This window comes from Bradyrhizobium sp. UFLA06-06 (genome assembly GCF_054820065.1).
Map to the genome: position 1 here is coordinate 60,242 of NZ_JADFUD010000019.1, position 20,964 is coordinate 81,205.

20 protein-coding genes are annotated in these 20,964 nt (G+C 65.0%); 10 read left to right on the forward strand and 10 right to left on the reverse strand.

Going from position 1 to position 20,964, the window contains the following annotated elements; genetic code table 11:
* Positions 1 to 256 precede the first annotated feature (256 nt).
* Positions 257 to 457: a hypothetical protein gene (locus IF803_RS18145; RefSeq protein ID WP_420888139.1), complete on the forward strand. Its 201-nt coding sequence runs from the start codon at positions 257 to 259 to the stop codon at positions 455 to 457.
* A 54-nt stretch (positions 458 to 511) separates the two neighbouring features.
* Here IF803_RS18145 and IF803_RS18150 read toward each other — a convergent pair whose 3' ends face one another.
* Positions 512 to 1,297 (reverse strand): phosphodiesterase, encoded by a 786-nt coding sequence (locus tag IF803_RS18150; RefSeq protein ID WP_461192999.1) that lies wholly within the window; start codon positions 1,295 to 1,297, stop codon positions 512 to 514.
* A 63-nt stretch (positions 1,298 to 1,360) separates the two neighbouring features.
* Positions 1,361 to 2,224 carry a formyltetrahydrofolate deformylase gene (gene purU, locus IF803_RS18155; protein ID WP_461193000.1) on the reverse strand — a complete coding sequence of 288 codons (864 nt, stop codon included), beginning with the start codon at positions 2,222 to 2,224 and terminating at the stop codon, positions 1,361 to 1,363.
* 135 nt (positions 2,225 to 2,359) lie between these two features.
* Here purU and IF803_RS18160 point away from each other — a divergent pair, with 135 nt between their 5' ends.
* Positions 2,360 to 3,205, forward strand: coding sequence for a uroporphyrinogen-III synthase (locus IF803_RS18160; protein ID WP_461193001.1), 846 nt, complete (start codon positions 2,360 to 2,362; stop codon positions 3,203 to 3,205).
* A 97-nt stretch (positions 3,206 to 3,302) separates the two neighbouring features.
* Here IF803_RS18160 and IF803_RS18165 read toward each other — a convergent pair whose 3' ends face one another.
* From IF803_RS18165 to IF803_RS18180, 4 genes are all read right to left on the reverse strand, one after another.
* On the reverse strand, positions 3,303 to 4,277 hold the full coding sequence (locus tag IF803_RS18165) for a Bug family tripartite tricarboxylate transporter substrate binding protein (protein ID WP_461193002.1): 975 nt from the start codon (positions 4,275 to 4,277) through the stop codon (positions 3,303 to 3,305).
* A gap of 117 nt (positions 4,278 to 4,394) precedes the next feature.
* The gene (gene fcl, locus IF803_RS18170) at positions 4,395 to 5,339 is read right to left on the reverse strand and encodes a GDP-L-fucose synthase (RefSeq protein ID WP_461193003.1); all 945 of its coding nucleotides are present in this window, start codon (positions 5,337 to 5,339) and stop codon (positions 4,395 to 4,397) included.
* The gene (gene gmd, locus IF803_RS18175) at positions 5,320 to 6,420 is read right to left on the reverse strand and encodes a GDP-mannose 4,6-dehydratase (protein ID WP_461193004.1); all 1,101 of its coding nucleotides are present in this window, start codon (positions 6,418 to 6,420) and stop codon (positions 5,320 to 5,322) included. The genes fcl and gmd overlap by 20 nt, the downstream gene beginning before the upstream one ends.
* Before the next feature lie 140 nt (positions 6,421 to 6,560).
* Positions 6,561 to 7,235 carry a Crp/Fnr family transcriptional regulator gene (locus IF803_RS18180; RefSeq protein WP_028343069.1) on the reverse strand — a complete coding sequence of 225 codons (675 nt, stop codon included), beginning with the start codon at positions 7,233 to 7,235 and terminating at the stop codon, positions 6,561 to 6,563.
* A gap of 411 nt (positions 7,236 to 7,646) precedes the next feature.
* On the opposite strand from IF803_RS18180, the gene IF803_RS18185 reads away from it, so the two are divergent.
* The 6 genes from IF803_RS18185 to IF803_RS18210 all read left to right on the forward strand — a co-directional run bounded on the left by IF803_RS18185 (position 7,647) and on the right by IF803_RS18210 (position 14,946).
* On the forward strand, positions 7,647 to 8,468 hold the full coding sequence (locus IF803_RS18185; protein ID WP_461193005.1) for an ABC transporter ATP-binding protein: 822 nt from the start codon (positions 7,647 to 7,649) through the stop codon (positions 8,466 to 8,468).
* Positions 8,465 to 10,393 (forward strand): AMP-binding protein, encoded by a 1,929-nt coding sequence (locus IF803_RS18190; RefSeq protein ID WP_461193006.1) that lies wholly within the window; start codon positions 8,465 to 8,467, stop codon positions 10,391 to 10,393. The genes IF803_RS18185 and IF803_RS18190 overlap by 4 nt, the downstream gene beginning before the upstream one ends.
* 217 nt (positions 10,394 to 10,610) lie before the next feature.
* Entirely contained in the window at positions 10,611 to 11,504 is an 894-nt protein-coding gene (locus IF803_RS18195) for a branched-chain amino acid ABC transporter permease (RefSeq protein ID WP_028343071.1), read from the forward strand.
* A gap of 3 nt (positions 11,505 to 11,507) precedes the next feature.
* Positions 11,508 to 12,581, forward strand: a complete 1,074-nt coding sequence (locus IF803_RS18200) for a branched-chain amino acid ABC transporter permease (RefSeq protein WP_057020451.1) — start codon at positions 11,508 to 11,510, stop codon at positions 12,579 to 12,581.
* Between the two features lie 60 nt (positions 12,582 to 12,641).
* Entirely contained in the window at positions 12,642 to 13,925 is a 1,284-nt protein-coding gene (locus IF803_RS18205) for an ABC transporter substrate-binding protein (protein WP_304496221.1), read from the forward strand.
* Between the two features lie 181 nt (positions 13,926 to 14,106).
* Positions 14,107 to 14,946: an ABC transporter ATP-binding protein gene (locus IF803_RS18210; protein ID WP_461193007.1), complete on the forward strand. Its 840-nt coding sequence runs from the start codon at positions 14,107 to 14,109 to the stop codon at positions 14,944 to 14,946.
* A gap of 64 nt (positions 14,947 to 15,010) precedes the next feature.
* On the opposite strand, the gene IF803_RS18215 is transcribed toward IF803_RS18210, so the two are convergent.
* Positions 15,011 to 16,162: an AGE family epimerase/isomerase gene (locus IF803_RS18215; RefSeq protein WP_028343074.1), complete on the reverse strand. Its 1,152-nt coding sequence runs from the start codon at positions 16,160 to 16,162 to the stop codon at positions 15,011 to 15,013.
* 95 nt (positions 16,163 to 16,257) lie between these two features.
* Here IF803_RS18215 and IF803_RS18220 point away from each other — a divergent pair, with 95 nt between their 5' ends.
* Entirely contained in the window at positions 16,258 to 17,481 is a 1,224-nt protein-coding gene (locus IF803_RS18220; protein WP_028343075.1) for a phenylacetate--CoA ligase family protein, read from the forward strand.
* A gap of 104 nt (positions 17,482 to 17,585) precedes the next feature.
* On the forward strand, positions 17,586 to 18,116 hold the full coding sequence (locus IF803_RS18225; protein ID WP_028343076.1) for an HAD family hydrolase: 531 nt from the start codon (positions 17,586 to 17,588) through the stop codon (positions 18,114 to 18,116).
* A gap of 35 nt (positions 18,117 to 18,151) precedes the next feature.
* On the opposite strand, the gene IF803_RS18230 is transcribed toward IF803_RS18225, so the two are convergent.
* From IF803_RS18230 to IF803_RS18240, 3 genes are read right to left on the reverse strand one after another with little or no spacing between them, the layout of a single operon-like run.
* Positions 18,152 to 19,249: a DegT/DnrJ/EryC1/StrS family aminotransferase gene (locus IF803_RS18230; RefSeq protein ID WP_304496225.1), complete on the reverse strand. Its 1,098-nt coding sequence runs from the start codon at positions 19,247 to 19,249 to the stop codon at positions 18,152 to 18,154.
* Positions 19,250 to 19,267: 18 nt separating this feature from the next.
* Complete coding sequence (locus tag IF803_RS18235) at positions 19,268 to 19,735, reverse strand: acyltransferase (protein ID WP_018272672.1); 468 nt, start codon at positions 19,733 to 19,735, stop codon at positions 19,268 to 19,270.
* The gene (locus tag IF803_RS18240; protein ID WP_304496226.1) at positions 19,732 to 20,793 is read right to left on the reverse strand and encodes a Gfo/Idh/MocA family protein; all 1,062 of its coding nucleotides are present in this window, start codon (positions 20,791 to 20,793) and stop codon (positions 19,732 to 19,734) included. Before IF803_RS18240 ends, IF803_RS18235 begins: the two co-directional genes overlap by 4 nt.
* Between the last annotated feature and the right edge of the window lie 171 nt (positions 20,794 to 20,964).

Sequence of the window (20,964 nt, forward strand, 5' to 3'; positions counted from 1 at the left end):
ACAAGACTCAATGCCTCCGCGAGAAGCGGTCTCGCGCATTCAAGGCCGCCGCTCCGGCTCGATTCATTTGTACGATCGTACAAACGCAGCGGCAATGTCAACAAACAAGCACAATTGCAGCCGAACGGTCGCGCCCGAGATCATCATCCATAAAGACCAGGGCTGTATCCTGCTTCCAATGCCAATCGTCACGCGCCCCATCGCTGTCCTGACTGCCCTCACGCTCGCGGCCGGCGCGCTCGGGGGATGCAGTTCCATGAACCAGAAGCTCTCGGCCGGCATGGCCGACACCATTCCAGCCTGGGCCGGCGGCCTGCCGGCGGATGCGCCGCCGCGGCCGGGCACCCCGGAATACGACAAGTTCATGCAGGATCGGGAACGCAAGCGGCTGATGCCTGCGGCCCAGCGTGGCGACGAGGCGAAGCCGGCCTCGACCGCGCAGGACGCGGTCCATTGAGCATCCGGCTGCACGGCTGGGCTTTCATCGCGTTGTGACGGGCCCGGGGACAGCCTAGTCGAGGGAATCCTCGCTGAGGATTTCGCCGCGGTAGCCGAACTCCACCATGTGCACGGTGACGTAGTCAGCGCCCATGAAGGCCACGCCGTAGGCCTCCGGCAGATCGGCAACGGTCAGCACGTCCGCGAACACGGGATAGCTGGCGTGGTTCGTTCCACGCAGCGAGGTTGTGGGGACGCCGGCAACCGAACCACTGAGCACCAAATGGCAGTGACCAAAGAAGATGTGCCTGATCTTGCTTCGGTGCCTCGCGACGATCGACCGGAACGCGGTATCATCGAGCAGCCCGATCCGGTCCAGCGGACCGATATGCGTCGGGAATGGATTGTGGTGCATGAACAGGAAGAATGGCCCGTCATGCTCCGCTAGCTGCCGCTCCAGCCAGGACTGCCGCGTCCGGCAAAAGCTGCCGGCGGCCGTCTGCGGCTCGTACGTGTCGAGCAGCAGGCAGCGGCCGAAGGAAGCGTCGTGAACCCCTTGTACGAATCCGTCCGTGTCGGCGCATTCGGGAAACACGTCGAGAAACGTCGCGCGATGGTCGTGGTTGCCGATGCAAAGCCGCACCGGGATCGGAAATCCGCTCAGGCGCTCGCGCAGCAAATGATAGTCCGCGAGCTCACCGAGATCGGAAAGATCACCCGTGATCACCATGAGTTCGGCGTCGCGATGATCGGCAAGCACCTGATCGAGCGCGCGATCGAAATTCCGCAGCGGATCGCGACCAAAGATCGCCCGCCCCGGCCTCGTCAGATGGATGTCGCTCATGTGGATGAGTTTCATGCAGCGCCTCGTTGCAGGGCTATACCATAGCCGTCAAAGCGCGACAGCCGAGTGAACCGCGGATCAGTCCACGAACACCACGGTCTTGCGCCCGTTGAGGATGACGCGGTCGGCAAGATGGTAGCGGATCGCGCGCGCCAGCACCCGGCGCTCGATGTCGCGCCCCTTGCGCACGAGGTCCTCAGGCGTGTCGCGATGGCTGATGCGCTCGACGTCCTGATCGATGATCGGCCCCTCGTCGAGATCGCTGGTGACGTAATGCGCGGTGGCGCCGATCAGCTTGACGCCGCGCTCATGCGCCTGGTGGTAGGGCTTGGCGCCCTTGAAGCCCGGCAGGAAGGAATGATGGATGTTGATGCAGCGGCCCGACAGCCGCGCCGACATCTCGTCCGACAGGATCTGCATGTAGCGGGCCAGCACCACGAGATCGGTCTTGGTGTCCTGGGCCAGCTTCCACACCGCGTCTTCCTGCTGCCGCTTGGTCTCCTTCGTCACCGGCAGATGATGGAACGGGATATCGCCGAAATCGAGCGAGCCATAGGTCTCGCGCGGATGGTTGGAGACAACAGCGGTCGGGATCATTTCGAGCTCGCCGGTGCGCCAGCGGTAGAGGATGTCGACCAGGCAGTGATCGGACTTCGACACCAATAGCATCACCCGGCGGCGGCTGGCGCGATCGCGCATCTGCCATTCCATGCCGAAGCGTTCGGCGATCGCGGCAAAGCCGGTCTGCAGCGCCGCGAGTTCGACCGCGAGGTCGGCCGCGGTGAACACCACGCGCATGAAGAACTTGCCGGTCTCCACGTCATCGAACTGCTGGGCGTCCAGGATGTTCTGGCCGTTATGGGCGAGAAACGTCGAGACTGCCGAGACGATTCCCGGACGGTCCGGACAGGACAGGGTCAAAACGAACTGATGGTCGGGCATGCCAATTGACCAAAGCTTGAGCAGATTGGTGGAACGGTCATTTTCGGCCCTCGTCTACACCGCAGGCGGCCTTGCGCCAATCCCGGCGCGGGGGTCAAATCGAACAAATGACGACAATGTTTGTTAGGGACCATCATGGCTGAACGGCTGAACGGCTACCGCATCCTGATCCTCGAGACGCGCGAGGAGGCGCAGTTTTCCCGCCTGCTCGCCGAGCAGGGGGCCGACGTGCTGCAATGCCCGATGTTCACCATCCACGATGCGCCTGATGCGGCGCCGATCGAGGGCTGGATTCGCCGCGCCATCGAACGGCCGCTCGACGATCTCGTGCTGATGACCGGCGAAGGGCTGCGCCGGCTGATGAAGGTCGTGCGCCGGATCGGCGTCGAGCGGGAGTTCATCGATGGCCTCGCCAAGGCGCGCAAATTCGCCCGCGGCCCCAAGCCCGGCCGGGCGCTGCGCGAGATCGGCCTGGAACCGCAAATGACGACCGAGAAGCCGACGTCGGAAGGCGTCGCGGAGATGCTGTCGAAGCTCGACCTGACCGGCCATCGGCTCGGCTTGCAGCTCTATCCGGACAAGGATCATGCCACCCTGATCGGCGCGATCAAGGCACAGGGCGCCGAGGTCGATACGGTGCTGCCCTATGTCTATGATGCGCAGGCCGCCGACGCCAACATCGTCACCGCGATCGAGGAGATGGCGCAGGGCCGCATCGACGCGATCGCGTTGACCAATCTCGGTCAGGTCCGTCGGCTCATCGAGGTGGCACGGGCGCGCGGTTGCGAGGACAGGTTGCGCCAGGGGTTCGAGGGTACGCCGATCGCTTCCGTCGGACCGGCGGTATCGGACGAGCTCAAATCCCACGGCCTGCGCACCGACATCTACCCGGCCGAAGACGCCTTCTTCATGCGGCCGCTGATATCGGCGATGGCGGCGGCGCTTTCAAAAAATCCACCGCGCGCGACGGCGCGAAGCTAAAGCATGATCCGGAGAAGTGGGAAGCGGTTTTCCGGGAAGACCATGCTTAAACAACAAGTTAAAGCGCGATGACGATTTGACCGAATCTCATCGCGCTTTAGTCCACTTTGGCGCCGGCGAACCTGACCACCTTGCCCCACTTCTCGGTCTCGTCGGCCACCAGTTTGCCGAAGTCGGCGGCCGAACCCGGCAGCATGATCGCGCCGAGCTCGGTAAACCGCGCCTTGGCTTTGGGATCGGCGAGGATTTCATTGACGGCCTTGTTGAGCCTGTCGACGATTTCAGGCGGCGTGTTCTTCGGCGCCGCGAGGCCGTACCAGGCGCTCGCCTCGTAACCCGGCAGGAAGTCGGCGACCGGCGGCAGGTCCGGAAGCACGTCCGAACGGGTCGTGCTGGTGACCGCAAGTCCGCGCAGCTTGCCGGATTTGACGTGCTCGGCGCAGGTCGGAAGATTGTCGAACATCACCTGCATCACGCCGGACAGCATATCGGTGAGCGCCGGCGCGCCGCCCCGGTAGGGCACGTGCTGCATGTTGATGCCGGTCAGCATCTTGAACAGTTCGCCCGACATGTGGATCGTCGAACCGTTGCCTGAGGACGCCATGTTGAGCTTGCCGGGATTGGCCTTTGCATAAGCGATCAATTCGGGAATCGACTTGATCGGCAGCGAGGGGTGCACCACCACGACGTTGGGAAAGCGAATAATGCCCGCGATCGGCTCCATCTCGCGCATGAAGTCGAAGGGGAGCTTCTGGTAGAGCGTCGCATTGATCGCATTTGCCGGCGCGACCAGCAGCAGCGTGTAGCCGTCGGGCGCCGCGCGCAGCGCCTGCTCCGTGGCGATGTTGGTCCCGCCGCCCGGCCGGTTCTCGACAATGAAGGATTGCCCGAGCTTTTCCGACAGCCACTGCCCCATCAGCCGCGCCGTCAGGTCCGCCGAACCGCCGGGCGTATAGCCGATCACGAGGCGAACCGGCCGCGCCGGATAGGCCTCGGCAATCGCTTTTCCAAATGTGAGCGGAAGCGCAGCCGTAGCTGCAAGTTGCAGGAACTGGCGGCGTAGAACCTTCATGATGTCTCCTCCGACGCACTGGCGGCTCTTGCGGCACGCTTGGGCACGCGCATCCTAGCCGCGCAGCGTCGCCAAGCCGACAGATATTCTCAGTCGGAGGGTGCGAGGTTCACCGCGTCACTTCGTCTCGCGCAGATAGGCCTGGTACGCGAGGGCGATGCCATCCTCGAGTGAGGTGGTGGCGCGCCAGCCGAGCCTGGCCAGCCGGCCGACGTCGAGCAGCTTGCGCGGCGTGCCGTCCGGGCGCGACGTGTCGAAGCTGATCCCGCCGCGATAGCCGACGGCGGCCGCGACGACGCGCGCGAACTCGGCAATGGTGATGTCCTCGCCGGTGCCGATATTGACCAGTTCGGGCGAGGAATAGGCCTTCATCAGATGGATGCAGGCGTCGGCGAGATCGTCGACATAGAGGAATTCGCGGCGCGGCGTGCCGGTGCCCCACACCGCGACGTTGCCGGCGCCCGAAACCTTGGCCTCGTGGAAGCGGCGGATCAGCGCGGCGACGACGTGGCTGTATTCGGGGTGATAATTGTCGCCGGGACCGTAGAGATTGGTCGGCATCACGCTGATGAAATCGGCGCCGTACTGGCTGCGATAGGCCTCGGCCATCTTGATGCCGGCGATCTTGGCGATGGCATAGGGTTCGTTGGTCGGCTCCAGCGGGCCGGTCAGCATCGAATCCTCGCGCAGCGGCTGCGGCGCCAGGCGCGGATAGATGCAGGACGAGCCGAAGAACATCAGCTTCTCGCATCCATTGACGTGGGCCGCCTGGATCACGTTGCTCGAGATCGCCAGATTGTCGTAGAGGAATTCCGCCCGCAGCGTGTTGTTGGCGACGATGCCGCCGACCTTGGCGGCAGCGAGGAATACAGCCTGCGGCCGCTTCGCGGCAAACCAGGCATTCACCGCGGCCTGGTCGCGCAGGTCGACCTCGCTGCGCGACACCGTCAGGAGGTCGGCCTCCTCGCGCGCCAGCCGGCGCATCAGCGCCGAGCCGACCATGCCGCGATGGCCGGCAACGAAGACCGTCTTGCCCTTCAGCTCAAACGCCGTGCTTGCCATTGGCCGCATCCTGCCTGGCCTCGACGAGATCGCTGGCGACCATTTCCTTCACCAGCTGCGCGAACGGCGTCTTCGGCGCCCAGCCGAGCTTGGCGCGCGCCTTGCTGGCGTCGCCGATCAGAAGATCGACCTCGGTCGGGCGGAAATAGGTCGGATCAATCTGTACCAGGGGGTTGCCGGACGCCTTGTCGATACCGACCTCCTCGACGCCCTTGCCGCGCCATTCGATGCTGCGGCCGACCTCCGCAAACGCCAGCTCGACGAACTCGCGGACCGACCGCGTCTCGCCGGTCGCGAGCACGAAGTCGCCGGGCTCGTCCACCTGCAGGATCCTGTGCATGCCCTCGACATAGTCGCGGGCGTGGCCCCAGTCGCGCTTGGCGTCGAGATTGCCCAGATAGAGCTTGTTCTCGAGGCCGACCTCGATTCGGGCGACGGCGCGGGTGATCTTGCGCGTCACGAAGGTCTCGCCGCGGATCGGGCTCTCATGGTTGAACAGGATGCCGTTGCTGGCGAACATGCCGTAGGCCTCACGGTAGTTCACCGTGATCCAGTAGCCGTAGAGCTTGGCGACGCCATAGGGCGAGCGCGGGTAGAATGGCGTGGTCTCCTTCTGCGGCACCTCTTGCACGAGCCCGTAAAGCTCCGAGGTCGAGGCCTGGTAGAACCGCGTTTCCTTTTCCATGCCGAGGATGCGAATCGCCTCCAGCAGCCGCAGCACGCCGATCGCGTCGGCGTTGGCGGTGTATTCCGGACTCTCGAAACTGACCTGGACGTGGCTCTGGGCGGCGAGGTTATAGATCTCGGTCGGCCGGATCTGCTGCACCAGCCGGATCAGATTGGTCGAATCCGTCATGTCGCCGTAGTGCATCAGGAACGGCACGTTGCCGGCATGCGGGTCCTGGTAGAGATGGTCGACGCGCGCGGTGTTGAACGAGGACGACCGCCGCTTGATCCCGTGCACGGTATAGCCGAGACCGAGCAGATATTCGGCGAGATACGCGCCGTCCTGCCCGGTAACGCCGGTGATCAGCGCAACGCGCCGCTTTGAGTCCTGAGCCGCCGAATCCTTAACCGCCATGTCATCTCCAGAGAGCGCGAAAACCGCGCGATCCCGACGAGGCCGGTCTGTAGCATCCAGCCTGCCCCAAGTCTAATGGCTTAATCGTTTGAAATCAGGACTTTAGGCCTGCGAAAACGGCTCAATGCGCCCGGAACCCGTCACTCGCCATAGTGGCGCAGCCGGTCGAGGTTGAGGATGGTCACCCCGCCATATTCGAGCCGCAACAGCCCTTCCCGCTCGAGCCGCTTCAGGCACTGGTTGGCATTCTGCCGGGAGATTCCCGACAGCGCCCCGATCTCCTCCTGGGTGATCTCGAGGTGCAGCGTCAGGTCGGGATAGAGAATCGGATTGAACAGCGAGGCGATCGAGCGCGCCAGCCGCGCCGTGGCGTCCAGCGTGCGGCCATATTCGAGCAGCGCGATGAACTGGCCGAGCCGCTCATTGAGCGAGCCGACCAGGAATCGGTTGAAGCCGACGCTGTTCTCGAACAGCCAGACGAAGGTCCGGCGATCCATCATCGCCAGTCGCGTGTCGCGCAGCGCGACCACATCGTAGCGCCGGGGCTCATTCTTGAGCACGGTCCCCTCGCCGAACCACGCGCCTGCGGTGAGGCCCGCGAAACTCGCCGCCTTGCCGCCGCGCGAGACGATGCCCATGCGCGCCAGCCCGGTGACGATGCCGGTCCAGTACTGGAAATTGTCGCCGCGCATGAAGATGAATTCGTTGGCGCGGTAGGATTTCTCGGAAATGCCGGCGCGCGCGATTTCGATTTCTTGCTCGCTCAGTTCGCGCGACCAGGCCGCGATGCGCCTCAGGTAATCAGCAGCAATCATTCTAGCGACGGCATCCCACCCCAAGATACTGCAAAGATATTGCACCGCAGCAACGCCGTGCGCGAAGCCAGGGACCCGGGGCCTGGAATGCCAGCGAAAATTCCTGACCAAATGTCGGGCACATGACAATTCAACCTATCGCTTTCTCGTATTCAGAGCCACCTCGCGTAACGTCGCGCAGCTCCTCGATGGATCGCTGAAGGCGGACGACGTGAGAGACGGGCTTGCAGGCAGGGTGCGGCGTTACCGCGCATGACGCAGGCGATCGGGGCGAGCGATCTCCCGAACGCCGGCATCATTAGTCGGATGGTCTCCCTTCGGTGGCCCATGTAAGATCGAAGTGCAAGATCGAAGCAGGATCGAAGCGAAGATAAAGAGCGCGCCTAAGCGCCCGTATCTGGAGGGAACAGGGTGGCTAATAGTCTCGAGGTGCGCGGAGTCTCATTGCGCTTTGGCGGCGTCCGCGCGCTGACCGAAGTGAGCTTCGGCGTCAACGAGGGCGAGCTGTTCTCCATCATCGGCCCGAACGGCGCCGGCAAAACCTCGATCGTCAACTGTATCTCCGGCCGCTACCGGCCGACCGAAGGCCAGCTGTTCTATCGCGGCCAGGACATTACCGGCCTCAACCCGAACGCGCGGCCCCGGCTCGGCATCGGCCGGACCTTCCAGAATCTCGCGCTGTTCCACCACATGAGCGTGCTCGACAACATCATGGTCGGCCGCCATCACCTCCTGAAGAACAACTTCATCACGGGATCGCTGTACTGGCTGACCGGCGCGCGCCGCGAGGAGCTGGAGCACCGTCGCAAGGTCGAGGAGATCATCGACTTCCTCGACCTGCAGTCGGTTCGCAAGGCCACCGCCGGCACCCTGCCATACGGCTTGCGCAAGCGCGTCGAGCTCGCCCGCGCGATGGCGCTCGAGCCGCAACTGATCCTGCTCGACGAGCCGATGGCCGGCATGAACTTCGAAGAGAAGGAAGACATGGCGCGCTACATCGTCGATCTCAACGAAGAGTTCGGCATGACGGTGATGATGATCGAGCACGACATGGGCGTCGTGATGGACATCTCCCACCGCGTCATGGTGCTCGATTTCGGCCGCAAGATCGCCGAGGGCGATCCGGCCACCGTGCTCGCCGATCCCCATGTCAAGCGCGCCTATCTCGGCGAGGAAGACGAAGTGCTGGTCGACCCCGACGACAAGCCGGCGGTGCAGGAGAGCGCGGCATGATGGACTATGCCGGTCGCGCCGCGCGGGCCGACACCTTTCCCAAGATGCTGCGCCTGAACGCGAAGGAGCACGGCCAAGAGATCGCGCTGCGCGAGAAGGATTTCGGGCTGTGGCGCGAATTCACCTGGAACGACTACCAGACCCGCACCCATGATTTCGCGCTCGGCATGGTCGAGCTCGGGCTTGGCCGCGGCGACGTGATCGGCATCATCGGCGACAACCGGCCGGACTGGGTCGCCGCCGAGATCGCGGCCCACGCGATTGGCGCGATGAGCCTCGGTCTTTACCGCGACGTGCTGGACGAGGAGGCTGCCTATCTCCTGACCTATGGCGAGGCCAAACTGGTCTTCGCCGAGGACGAGGAACAGGTCGACAAGCTGCTCGGCCTGGCCGATCGCGTGCCCCGCCTCAAGCACATCGTCTATTCCGACCCGCGCGGCATGCGCAAATACGACGATCCGCGATTGATGGAGGCGAGCAAGCTCGTTGCGCTGGGCCGCAATCGCGCCGCGCGCGAGCCTGGGCTCTACGAGCGGCTGGTCGACGCCACGAAGGGCGAGGACGTCGCGATCCTCTGCACGACCTCGGGCACGACGGCCAATCCGAAGCTCGCGATGCTCTCGGCCGGGCGCGTGCTGCGGCACTGCGCGACCTATCTCGCCTTCGATCCGAAGGGGCCGGCCGACGAATATGTTTCGGTGCTGCCGCTACCCTGGATCATGGAACAGATCTACGCGCTGGGCAAAGGGCTGCTCTCCCGGATGAAGGTCAACTTCGTCGAAGAGCCCGACACCATGATGCACGACTTCCGCGAGATCGCGCCGACCTTCGTGCTGTTCGCGCCGCGGGTCTGGGAATCGATCGCGGCCGACGTCCGCGCCGGGGTGATGGACGCCTCGCCGTTCAAGCAGCGGCTCTATGACCTCGGCATGAAGACCGGGCTGGCGGCGCTTGCCGAGGGCAAGCGTTCTGTTTTCGCCGACCAGCTCCTGTTCCGCGCGCTGCGCGACCGGCTCGGCTTCACGCGGCTGCGCTCGGCGGCGACCGGTGGCGCGGCGCTCGGGCCGGACACCTTCAAGTTCTTCCAGGCGATGGGCGTGCCGCTGCGCACTCTGTACGGCCAGACCGAGCTGCTCGGCGCCTATACGCTGCATCCCGAAGGCAAGGTCGATCCCGACACCACCGGCGTGCCGATGGCCGATGACATCGAGATCCGCATCGACAATGCCGACGTCAACGGCGTCGGCGAGATCGTGGTCCGGCATCCCAACATGTTCCACGGCTATTACAAGAACCCCGAAGCCTCGGTCGCCGACATCAAGGACGGCTGGATGCATTCGGGCGATGCCGGCTACTACAACGACAACCGGCAGCTTGTCGTGATCGACCGCATCAAGGATCTCGCCGAGACCTCGCGCGGCGAGCGCTTCTCGCCGCAATATATCGAGAACAAGCTGAAGTTCTCGCCCTATGTCGCCGAAGCGGTGGTGCTCGGCGCCGGCCGCGACGCACTCGCCGCGATGATCTGCATCCGCTACTCGATCATCTCGAAATGGGCGGAGAAGAACCGGATCTCGTTCACGACCTACACCGACCTGTCCTCGCGGCCCGAGGTCTATGCGCTGCTCAAGAAAGAGGTCGAAACGGTCAACGCTACCCTGCCGCCTGCGCAACGCATCTCGCGCTTCCTGCTGCTCTACAAGGAGCTCGATGCCGATGACGGCGAGCTGACCCGGACCAGAAAAGTCCGCCGCGGCGTCATCAACGAGAAATACGCCGACATCATCGATGCGATCTACCGCGGCAAGGCCCGCATCCCCGTCGACACCGTGATCCGCTTCCAGGACGGCTCGACGCAGCGCGTCCGCACCACGCTCGAGGTCGTCGACCTCGCCCGCGCCGTGCTCGCGGAGGCCGCGGAATGACTGTCTTGCGCGACCGGAGCGCGGTGCTCATGAATGTGCCCTCTCCCCTTGTGGGAGAGGGCTACACCGCCAGTCGACACGAACTCGCTTGGGTGAGGGGTACCCTCTCCACGATCGCGATGCGGAGACAACTCCTCACCCGGCTTCGCTTTGCGAAGCCACCCTCTCCCACAAGGGGAGAGGGTGCTGGCGCCGCAGTTCGGAGCGACCGCACCCCATGAACACCCAGTTCCTGATCCAGCTGATCGTCAACGGCCTCGTGGTCGGCACGCTTTACGGCGTGGTCGCGATGTCGTTCGTGCTGATCTACAAGGCGACGCAGGTCGTGAACTTCGCGCAGGGCGAATTGCTGCTGGTCGGCGCCTGGGTGTGCTGGGCGCTGCTGACGAAGTATCAAGTGCCGTTCTGGGTCGGCATGCCGATCACGCTGGTCTTCATGTTCATCTTCGGCATCGCGATCCAGGTCGTGATCCTGCGTCCGATGATCGGCGAGCCGATCATCTCCGTGATCATGGTGACGATCGGCCTGTCGACGGTGTTCCAGGCCGCGCTGAAGTGGATCTTCGGCGTCAACCCGCAGCCGTTCCCGCGCGTGTTCCAGAGCCAGTCGGTCAGCCTGTTCGGGCTGCAGATCCAGACCGTCTATGTCATGAGCCTCGTGGTCTCGCTCGCCATGATGGTCGGCATGGCCTGGTTCTTCCGCGCCTCGAAATACGGCCTGGCGATGCGCGCCACCGCCTTCAACCAGCAGGTCGCGCAGTCGCTCGGCATTTCCGTCAAGAACGTGTTCGCGATGGCGTGGGCGATCTCGGCCACCGTCTCGGCGGTCGCCGGCGTCGTGGTCGCCGTGGTCAACGGCGTGTCGTCCGGCCTCTCCGCCTACGGCATCAAGGTGTTTCCGGCCGCGATCCTGGGCGGGCTCGACTCGGTCGGCGGCGCCGTGCTCGGCGGCATCATCATCGGGCTGTTGGAAAATGTCGCCCAGTATGTCGACAGCCAGTATCTGCACTGGGGCAATCTCTACGAGATCGCGCCGTTCTACGTCCTGATCATCATCCTGATGATCAAACCGTACGGCCTGTTCGGCACCAAAGATATTGAGCGGGTCTGATCAATGGCGACAAGCACACTCATCCCCTCGGGCGATTTCCGCACCAGCTACGCGGCCGACACCACGATCTTCCCGACCGCAACCAGCCGCAATTTCGCGATCCTCGGCATTGTGCTGGCCTGCTTCGCGCCGATGCTACTGTCCAACTACCTGCTCTCGATCGCGATCCAAATCGGCATCTTCGCGATCGCGGCCCTCGGCCTCAACGTCCTGGTCGGCTTCACCGGCCAGATATCGATCGGCCACGCCGCGTTCTTCCTGTTCGGCGCGTTCACCTCGGCCTACATCTCCAACAATGCGCCGATCCCGGTGTTCTTTGCCATCCCCCTCGCCGGCGTCGTCACGGCACTGGTCGGCCTGATCTTCGGCGTGCCGGCGGCGCGGCTGAAGGGGCTCTATCTCGTGATCGCGACGCTGGCGGCGCAGTACATCCTGCTCGACTTCTTCTCGCGCGCCGAATGGTTCTCGGGCGGCTCGGTGCCGGCCAGCGCCAACCCGTTCTCGATCTTCGGCTACACCCTGCGCGGCGACCGGCAGTACTTCTACGTCGTGCTCGCCTACATGGTGATCAGTTATCTCCTGGTCACCAATCTGATGCGCACTCGCGACGGCCGCGCGCTGGTCGCGATCCGCGATCACTATCTCTCGGCCGAGATCATGGGCATCAACCTCACCAAGTACCGGACGCTGTCGTTCGGGCTTGCCGCCTTCTTTGCCGGCATCGCCGGCGCGCTCTACGCGCATTATCAGCTCGTGGTCTCGCAGGAAGGCTTCGGCATCGAGCGCTCGGTGCTGTTCCTCGCCATGGTCATCATCGGCGGCACGGGCTCGGTGATGGGCACGCTGATGGGCACGGCCTTCGTGGTGCTGCTGCCGGAATCGATGGAATGGCTGAGCGCCTGGCTGAAGGGCGGCGCCATCGACAAGGCGCTGCAGCTCAACAACAACATTACCTTCCTGCGCGAGATCGCGATCGGCCTGATCATCATCGGCTTCTTGATGTTCGAGCCCGACGGGCTCGCGCATCGCTGGCGGCAGATCAAGGCCTACTGGAAGCTCTACCCGTTCTCGCATTGACGCAAGGCACGGAACGCAACTCAAAATTCGGTTCAACGAATAAGCAGGAGGAAAGAAAAAATGACGATTAGATCCCTTTTGAGCTCGGTCTCCCTTGCGCTGCTGATCAGCAGCGCGGCCGCCACCGCGCAGGCGCAGATCGCCATCGGCCATCTGCAGGACCTCTCGGGCGGCACGTCCGACGTCGGCACCCCCTATGGCCAGGGCGTCGCGGACACCTTCGCCTGGGTCAACAAGAACGGCGGCATCGGCGGCAAGCAGCTCAATGTCGACAGCAACGACTATGGCTACCAGGTGCCGCGCGCCATCGCGCTGTACAAGAAATGGTCGGCGCCCGACGGCAAGGTCGCGGCGATCATGGGCTGGGGCACGGCGGATACCGAGGCCCTCACCGGCTTCCTGGCGCAGGACAAGATCCCGGACATCTCCGGCTCCTACGCCGCCGCGCTGACCGATCCGGAAGGCACCAGCGGCAAGGCCAAGCCCGCGCCGTACAATTTCTTCTACGGCCCGAGCTATTCGGATTCGATGCGCGCGATGCTGACTTGGGCCGCGGAGGACTGGAAGGCCAAGGGCAAGCCCGGCAAGCCGAAATTCGTCCACATGGGCGCCAACCATCCGTATCCGAACGCGCCGAAGGCGGCCGGTGAAGCGCTGGCGACCGAGCTCGGCTTCGAGGTGCTGCCGCCGCTGGTGTTCGCGCTGTCCCCCGGCGACTACTCGGCGCAGTGTCTCAGCCTGAAAAGCTCGGGCGCAAATTATGCCTATCTCGGCAACACGGCGGCCTCGAACATCTCGGTGCTGAAGGCCTGCAAGACCGCCGGCGTCGACGTCCAGTTCCTCGGCAATGTCTGGGGCATGGACGAGAACGCGGCGAAGACCGCCGGCGATGCAGCCGACGGCGTGATCTTCCCGCTCCGCACGGCGGTGAGCTGGGGCGGCAACGCGCCCGGCATGAAGACGGTGATGGAAATCTCCAAGATGTCCGACCCGTCCGGCAAGGTCTATCGGCCGGTGCACTACATCGCCGCGGTCTGCAGCGCGCTCTATCTGAAGGAAGCGCTCGACTGGGCCGCCAAGAACGGCGGCGCCACCGGCGAGAACGTCGCCAAGGGCTTCTACCAGAAGAAGGATTGGGTGCCGGCCGGCATGGACGGCGTCTGCAATCCCTCGACCTGGACCGAAAAGGATCACCGCCCGACCACGAAGGTCGACCTGTATCGCTCGAAGATCTCGGGCGCGACCGATGGCGACATCAACGACCTGATGGCCAAAGGCACGATCAAGCTCGAGAAGGTGAAGACCGTCGAACTGCCGCGCAAACCCGAATGGTTTGGCTGGTGAGGTCGTGGGGCTGCCACCCAGCGCAGCCTCGACAACAATCGTCATCCCCCGCGAAAGCGGGGGATCCAGTACGCTGCGGCCTCTCGATTGATCGCCGGCGCCTCTGGAATCCTGGGTCACCCGCTCGAGTGCGCAGTTGCGCACGAAACGCGGGTGACGACAGTGGAGAGTGATCGAGACCATGAACGAAACCCTCGAAGCCACCCGCCCGGGGCCGACGGCCGTCCCGCCGCCGCCGCTGCTCAGCATCAACAACATTGAGGTCGTCTATGACGACGTCATCCTGGTGCTGCGCGGCCTCAGCCTCGAGGTGCCGAAGGGCGCGATCGTGGCGCTGCTCGGCGCCAACGGCGCCGGCAAGTCGACCACGCTGAAGGCGATCTCCGGCCTGCTCAAGACCGAGGACGGCGAGGTCACCCGCGGCGAGATCCTGTTCGAGGGCCAGCGCATCAACGGCATCGATCCGGACAAGATCGTCCGCCGCGGCATCTTCCAGGTGATGGAAGGCCGCCGCATCGTCGCCGACATGACGTCGCTGGAGAACCTGCAGCTCGGCGCCTTCACCCGGCGCGACGGCGAGGTCTCTGATGACATCGACATGGTGTTCAAGTATTTCCCGCGCCTGAAGGAGCGCACCGGCCTCGCCGGCTATCTCTCCGGCGGCGAGCAGCAGATGCTCGCGATCGGCCGCGCGCTGATGGCCCGTCCGAAGATGATCCTGATGGACGAGCCGTCGATGGGGCTGTCGCCGCTGCTCGTCAAGGAAGTGTTCGCGATCATCAAGGAGATCAACCGCGACCTCGGCGTCACGATCCTCCTGGTCGAGCAGAATGCGCGCGCCGCGCTCTCGGTCGCGAGCCATGGCTACATCATGGAACAGGGCAAGGTGGTGCTCGACGGCTCCGCCGACGAGCTGCGCGACAATGAGGACGTCAAGGAATTCTACCTCGGCGGCGCCGGCGACCAGCGCAAGAGCTTCAAGAACCTGAAGAGCTTCAAGCGGCGCAAGCGCTGGCTGTGAGGATATCGAGCGTTTTCGGGCGGAGTTGCGTGTGCAGAAAACGCGTCAGACCAGGAAGGCGGTCCTATCCGAGCACCTGCTCGGCTTCAGTGACCGCGCAAAGCACATGATAGAACGACGACGCCGGGATCGTGGCGACCAGCGAATTGCCGTCGCGGTCGAACTGATCGTACCAGCCGCCGGTCACGGGATGGCCGAGATAGTGCCGCTCGAGCAGCACCAGCGCAGCGCGCGCCTCGTCCGCCGCGCCGGCTTCGCCCGACTCGGCTTGCGCGATCCACGCCTTCGCCAGCTCGCTCTGCGGCCACAGCCGCCGTGTGTGGCGGCGAATGTTGCCCTCGGCGTCGCCCTCGTCGACCAGGCAGCCGGTGGCCGCGTCGCGATAGCGCAGCGCCGATGCCAGCAGCTCGCCGCGCGGGCGCCCGGTCGGGCAGCCGGTGATGCGCTCGAATCCCTTCAGCAGCCAGACCCATTCCGCGAGGTGCCCGGGCTCGACGCTGACCGGCGGGATCTTCGACCAGTCCTCCTCGAAATATTCGCCGAGAGTGCGCGTCTGCTTGTCGTAGAGGTTGGCGAGGAACAGCGCGAAGAAATCGCCGGCGCGGTTCTGGAACGACAAGTCGTGGGTCGCGTCGAAGCAGGCGATCATCGCCTCGAACAGATGCATCTGCGGGTTCTGCCGGCGCGGCATCGAGGGCGGCAGGCCCTCGTGGAAGCCGCCATGGGGCGAGCGCAGCTGGGTGTCGAGGAACGACAGCAGCGCGTCGATCTCGGCGCGGATCTGGGAGTCCTGGTCGAGGCTGTAGACGGTCGCGAGCGCGAGCAGCACGAAGGCGTGGCCGTAGGTGTCGCGCAGCGGATCGTGCACGCCGCCCTCCGCGGTCAGGCTGTAGACGAAGCCGGGCCGGCCGTCCGGCGCCTTGGCCTTGGCCAGCAGGTAGTCCAGCCCTTTCAGCGCGACCGCGCGTCCTTCCGGATACCAGCCGAGCTGGGCCGCCTTGGCGTAGCAATAGATCTGGCGCGCCTGCACCATGATCCGGCGCGGGGCGGCGCGGTCCGCTGTCCCGTCCTGATGCAGCCGGTCGACAAAGCCGCCGGCGGTGCTGTCCCAGCCTGCGGTCGACCACAGCGGCAGGGCCTCGCCAATGATGCGGCGCTTCAGCCTCGCGACGACGTCGGCGGCCCCGTCCGCCGCAACGCTCTCTGCCTCAGCCATCGTGCTCCCTGGAACCGTCCCAATGTCAGCGGTCACCGTCTGATAGCACGGGCAGACCGGCACGCAACCCGCGCACATCCTCTCAAGGACCTGCCATGACCGACCATTACGACGCCCTTGAAACGCGCGATCCGGCCGAGCGCGAGGCCGCGTTGTTCGCCCGACTGCCCGAGGTGCTGCGCAAGGCGATGGCGGCGCCCGCCTATGCCAACCTGTTGAGGGGCACCGATCCCGCCTCCATCACCAGCCGGGAGGCGCTGGCGGGACTGCCGGTGCTGCGCAAGTCGGAACTGCCGGCCCTGCACAAGGCCGCCCCGCCGTTCGGCGGCTTCGTGGCCGACACGCCCGGCTCGTTCGCCCGGCTGTTCACCTCGCCCGGACCGATCTTCGAGCCCGAGGGCCGCCAGGCGGACCCCTGGCGCGGCGCCCGGGCGCTGTTCGCGGCGGGCTTTCGCGAGAGGGATGTGGTGCTGAACACCTTCAGCTATCACCTCACCCCCGGCGGCTTCATCTTCGATGCTTCCGCGCGGGCGCTCGGCTGTGCGGTGATCCCGGCGGGCCCCGGCAATACCGAGCAGCAATTCGAGCTGATCGAGGCCTATCGCCCGGTCGGCTATAGCGGCACCCCGGACTTCCTGAAGATCCTGCTCGACGCGGCCGCCACCGCCGGCCGTGACGTATCGTCGATCAAGCGCGCGCTGGTCTCAGGCGCGGCATTTCCGAAATCGCTGCAGGAGGAGATGAAGTCGCGCGGCGTCGAGGCCTACCAGGCCTTCGGCACCGCCGATCTCGGCCTGATCGCGTTCGAGACGGCGGCGCGCGAGGGAATGACGGTCAACGAGGACCTGATCCTGGAGATCGTCAAGCCCGGCACCGGCGATCCCGTTGCGCCGGGTGACGTCGGCGAGATCGTGGTGACCTCGCTCGATCCGCACCATCCCTGGATACGCCTCGCGCTCGGCGACCTGACCGCTGCCCTGCCCGGCGCGAGCCGGTGCGGGCGCACCAACATGCGCATCAAGGGCTGGATGGGCCGCGCCGACCAAACCACCAAGGTGAAGGGGATGTTCGTGCGCCCCGAGCAGATCGCGGAGATCGGCAAGCGCCATCCCGAGCTTGGACGGCTGCGCCTCGTCGTCACGCGCGCCGGCGAGGCCGACGCGATGACGTTGAGAGCCGAATGTGCCTCGGCGCCGGATACCCTGTTGAGCGAAGTTGCAGCGACGCTGCGTGCGGTCACCAAGCTGGGGGGCACCGTCGAACTCGTCGGCACCGGCTCGCTGCCGAACGACGGCAAGGTGATTGCGGACGAGCGATAGTTCTCGCGACTCGCCCGGGCGTGGTCAGTCCGCATTTGTCGTGCGCGGCATTGTGAACTAATGAGCTAGTTCATGCCTCGTGGAGACGAACGGATCATCACCTCATGAGCAGCGCTTCCGGAGATCAGCCGCGAAGACCAGCGGTCTTCTTCGATCGGGACGGCGTCCTGAACCAGGACATCGGTTACCTCTTCGAAAGCCACAGGCTGCTCTGGATCGACGGCGCGCGCGAGGCGGTCAAGGCGGTCAACGACATGGGGTATTTTGCGTTCGTCGTGACCAACCAGTCGGGCGTCGCAAGGGGTCTCTACGAGGAGACGCACGTCCGGCAGCTTCACGAGTGGATGGCCGATGAGCTCGGCAGGATCGGCGCGCATATCGACGCCTTCGAATACTGCCCGTTCCATCCTGAAGGGACGGTTGAACGATATCGGCAGGTCAGCCACCGGCGCAAACCGTCGCCGGGCATGATCAATGATCTGCTGGAACGCTTTCCGGTCGACGTCGAACGCAGCTTTCTGGTCGGCGATCAACCGACGGATCTCGAGGCGGCACGTGCGGCCGGGCTGAAGGGCTACCTGTTCTCAGGCTCCAATCTGGAGCTGTTCCTGAGGCCCCTGCTGCTCGGGAGCTGAAGACCACAGCGTCAGGCGCGAGGCCGCGATCGCGATCAGAACTTCCGGATCAGCTCGATCACCTCGTCCTGCTGCTGGCGCGTGATCTCGGCGAACATCGGCAGCGAGAGAATCCGGCCCTGATCGCGATGCGCGTTGGGGAACTGCTCCGGCCGATGCTCGAACCGCGCATAGGCCGGCAGCAACGGCAGCGCGGTGGGATAGTTGATGGCGGTCTGCACACCGTTGGCGTTGAGATGGGCGGCGAGCGCGTCGCGGCGCGGATGCCTGATCGTGTAGAGGTGATAGACGTGGCTGCGTGCCGGCGCGACCTCGGGCACCACGACATCCTCGATCTGGTTGAGGCCGGCATCATAGACCTCGGCCGCGGCCTGCCGGGCCTCGGTCCAGGCGGCAAGGTGCGGCAGCTTGGCGGAGAGGATCGCCGCCTGCATGCCGTCGAGCCGGCTGTTGATGCCTTCGATGTGGTGCTGGTGCTTCACCAGTCCACCATGGCGCGCCAGCATGGCCATCTGCTCGGCGAGCGCCGCGTCGCTGGTGACGACCGCGCCGGCATCGCCCATCGCGCCGAGATTCTTGCCGGGATAGAATGAATAGGTCGCGGCCGCGCCGAAGGTGCCGACCATGCGGCCCTTGTAGCGCGCCAGATGGGCCTGGGCGCAATCCTCGATCACCCACAGCCTGTGCTTCTGCGCGATCGCCATGATCGCGTCCATATCCGCGGGCTGGCCGTACAGGTGCACCGGGATGATCCCGACCGTGCGCGGCGTGATCGCGGCCTCGATGGCCGCCGGATCGATCGTGAACGTCGCCTCGTCGGTGTCGCAGAATACGACGGTGGCACCGGAATGGGTGATCATCGCCGCGGTCGAGATCCAGGAATGCGCCGTCGTGATCACCTCGTCGCCCGGCTTCACCTTCAGCGCCCGCATGGCGAGGTAAAGCGCGTCGGTGCCGTTGGCGCAGGACACGCAATGAGCGACCTGGGCCGCCGCCGCAAATTCTCGCTCGAAGGCGTCGACATAGCCGCCGCGAATGAAGGCGTTGTCGCGGATCACGCCGGCGATCGCAGCGTCGATCTCGCCCTTGATGGACTGGTATTGCAGTTGCAGGTCGGCATACGGCACCGCCATCGATATTCCCCTATTGCCCTATTGGCTCGTCAGCAGCCGGCGCGCCGGATTGCCGGCATAGGTGCCTGATATCGTGATGTCCTTGGTCACCACCGATCCGGCGCCGATGACGACGTCGTCGACGATCCTGACCGGCATGATCGTCGCATTGGAGCCGATCGACACCCGGTTGCCGATCACCGTCTCGCGCCACAGCTCCTTGCGTCCACGCGCCGGGCCGCCGGTGGAGAACGTGTCGTTGACGAACATCACGCCGTGGCCGACGAAACAATCCTCGCCGATGGTAACGAGCTCGCAGACGAAGGCATGCGACTGCACGCGGGTGCGCGCCCCGACGATCACGCCCTTCTGGATTTCCGTGAAGGGGCCGACGAAGCAGTCGTCGCCGAGCTTGCAGCCATAGAGGTTGCACGGCTCGACGATCTTGACGCGTTCGCCGAACGCGACATCGCGCACGCTGGCCTGATGCACCTCCGGCCGGTTCACGAAACGACGCCCAGCCGGCTCAGCCGTGGCGTGAAGCGCAGTGCGACTTCCTCGCCGGTCTCGATCGACTCGTAGAGGGCCGAGATCAGCTCCAGGCTCTTGCGGCCCTCGAGCCCGTCGACCAGCGCGGCGCGCTGGTTCACCAGGCAATCGACCACATGGTGATAATAGGCCTGATGGCCGAAGCCGTAGACGTTGGGCGGGTTGACCGAGAACTTCTCCACGACGTCCTTGTCCGACGGCAGCTCGTCGACAAAGCGCCAGTGCCGGATCTGGTTGACCGCGAAGCCCGAAATCTCGACCGTGCCCTTTTCGCCCAGGATCGAGAGCGAGCCCTCGAGATCGGTCGGGCGCGCCGCGGTGGTCGCCTCGATGATCCCGAGCGCGCCGTTGCGGAACTTCAGCGTTGCGACGGCCGTATCCTCGGTTTCGATATTGGCCAGTGCCGTTGCCGCGCGCGCATGCACGCTCACCACGTCGCCGAAGAACCACTCCAGCATGTCGACATGGTGGCTCGCCTGATTGGTCAGCACGCCGCCGTCATAGGCCCAGGTGCCGCGCCAATCGTCCTGGTCGTAATAGGCCTGGTCGCGGCACCAGCGCACCCGGACCGTCCCCAGGATGAGTTTGCCGAAGCGGCCGGCGTCGAGCGCCTCGCGCGCCTTGACCACCGGCACGTTGAAGCGGTTCTGCTTGACGATGAACATCTTGACGCCGGCCTGGTCGCAGGCCCGGATCATGTCGTCGGCGTCCTGCAGCCGCAGCGCCATGGGCTTCTCAACCACGATGTGCTTGCCGGCCTTGGCGCAGGCGATCACATGCGCGGGATGCAGCCCGCTCGGCGTCAGCACGGCGACGGCATCGATGTCCTTCCGCGCCAGGAATTCATCCATGTCGTAATGGGCCGCAACGCCGAACTTCCCGGCAACCGCATCGGCGCGCGCGCGGATCGGATCGCAGACCGCGACCAGGCTCGCTCCCTCGATGTGATTGCCACCCAGGAGATCCGAGTGACGCTTGGCGATACGCCCGCACCCGAGCAGGCCAAATCTGATCATGCAACAGGCCCTGTCTTGTCTCGTGGCCGGCCATTGCAGCCGGCCGAAGAGCCGAGGGAACAAGCGGCCTTGCGAGCCGCGCGATAACGTCCATTACCCAGAAAACTCGGGGTAAGGCAAGGCCATGCACCGGTCAGGCGGCGCGGCCGCGGCACCACGATTTCGCGCGGC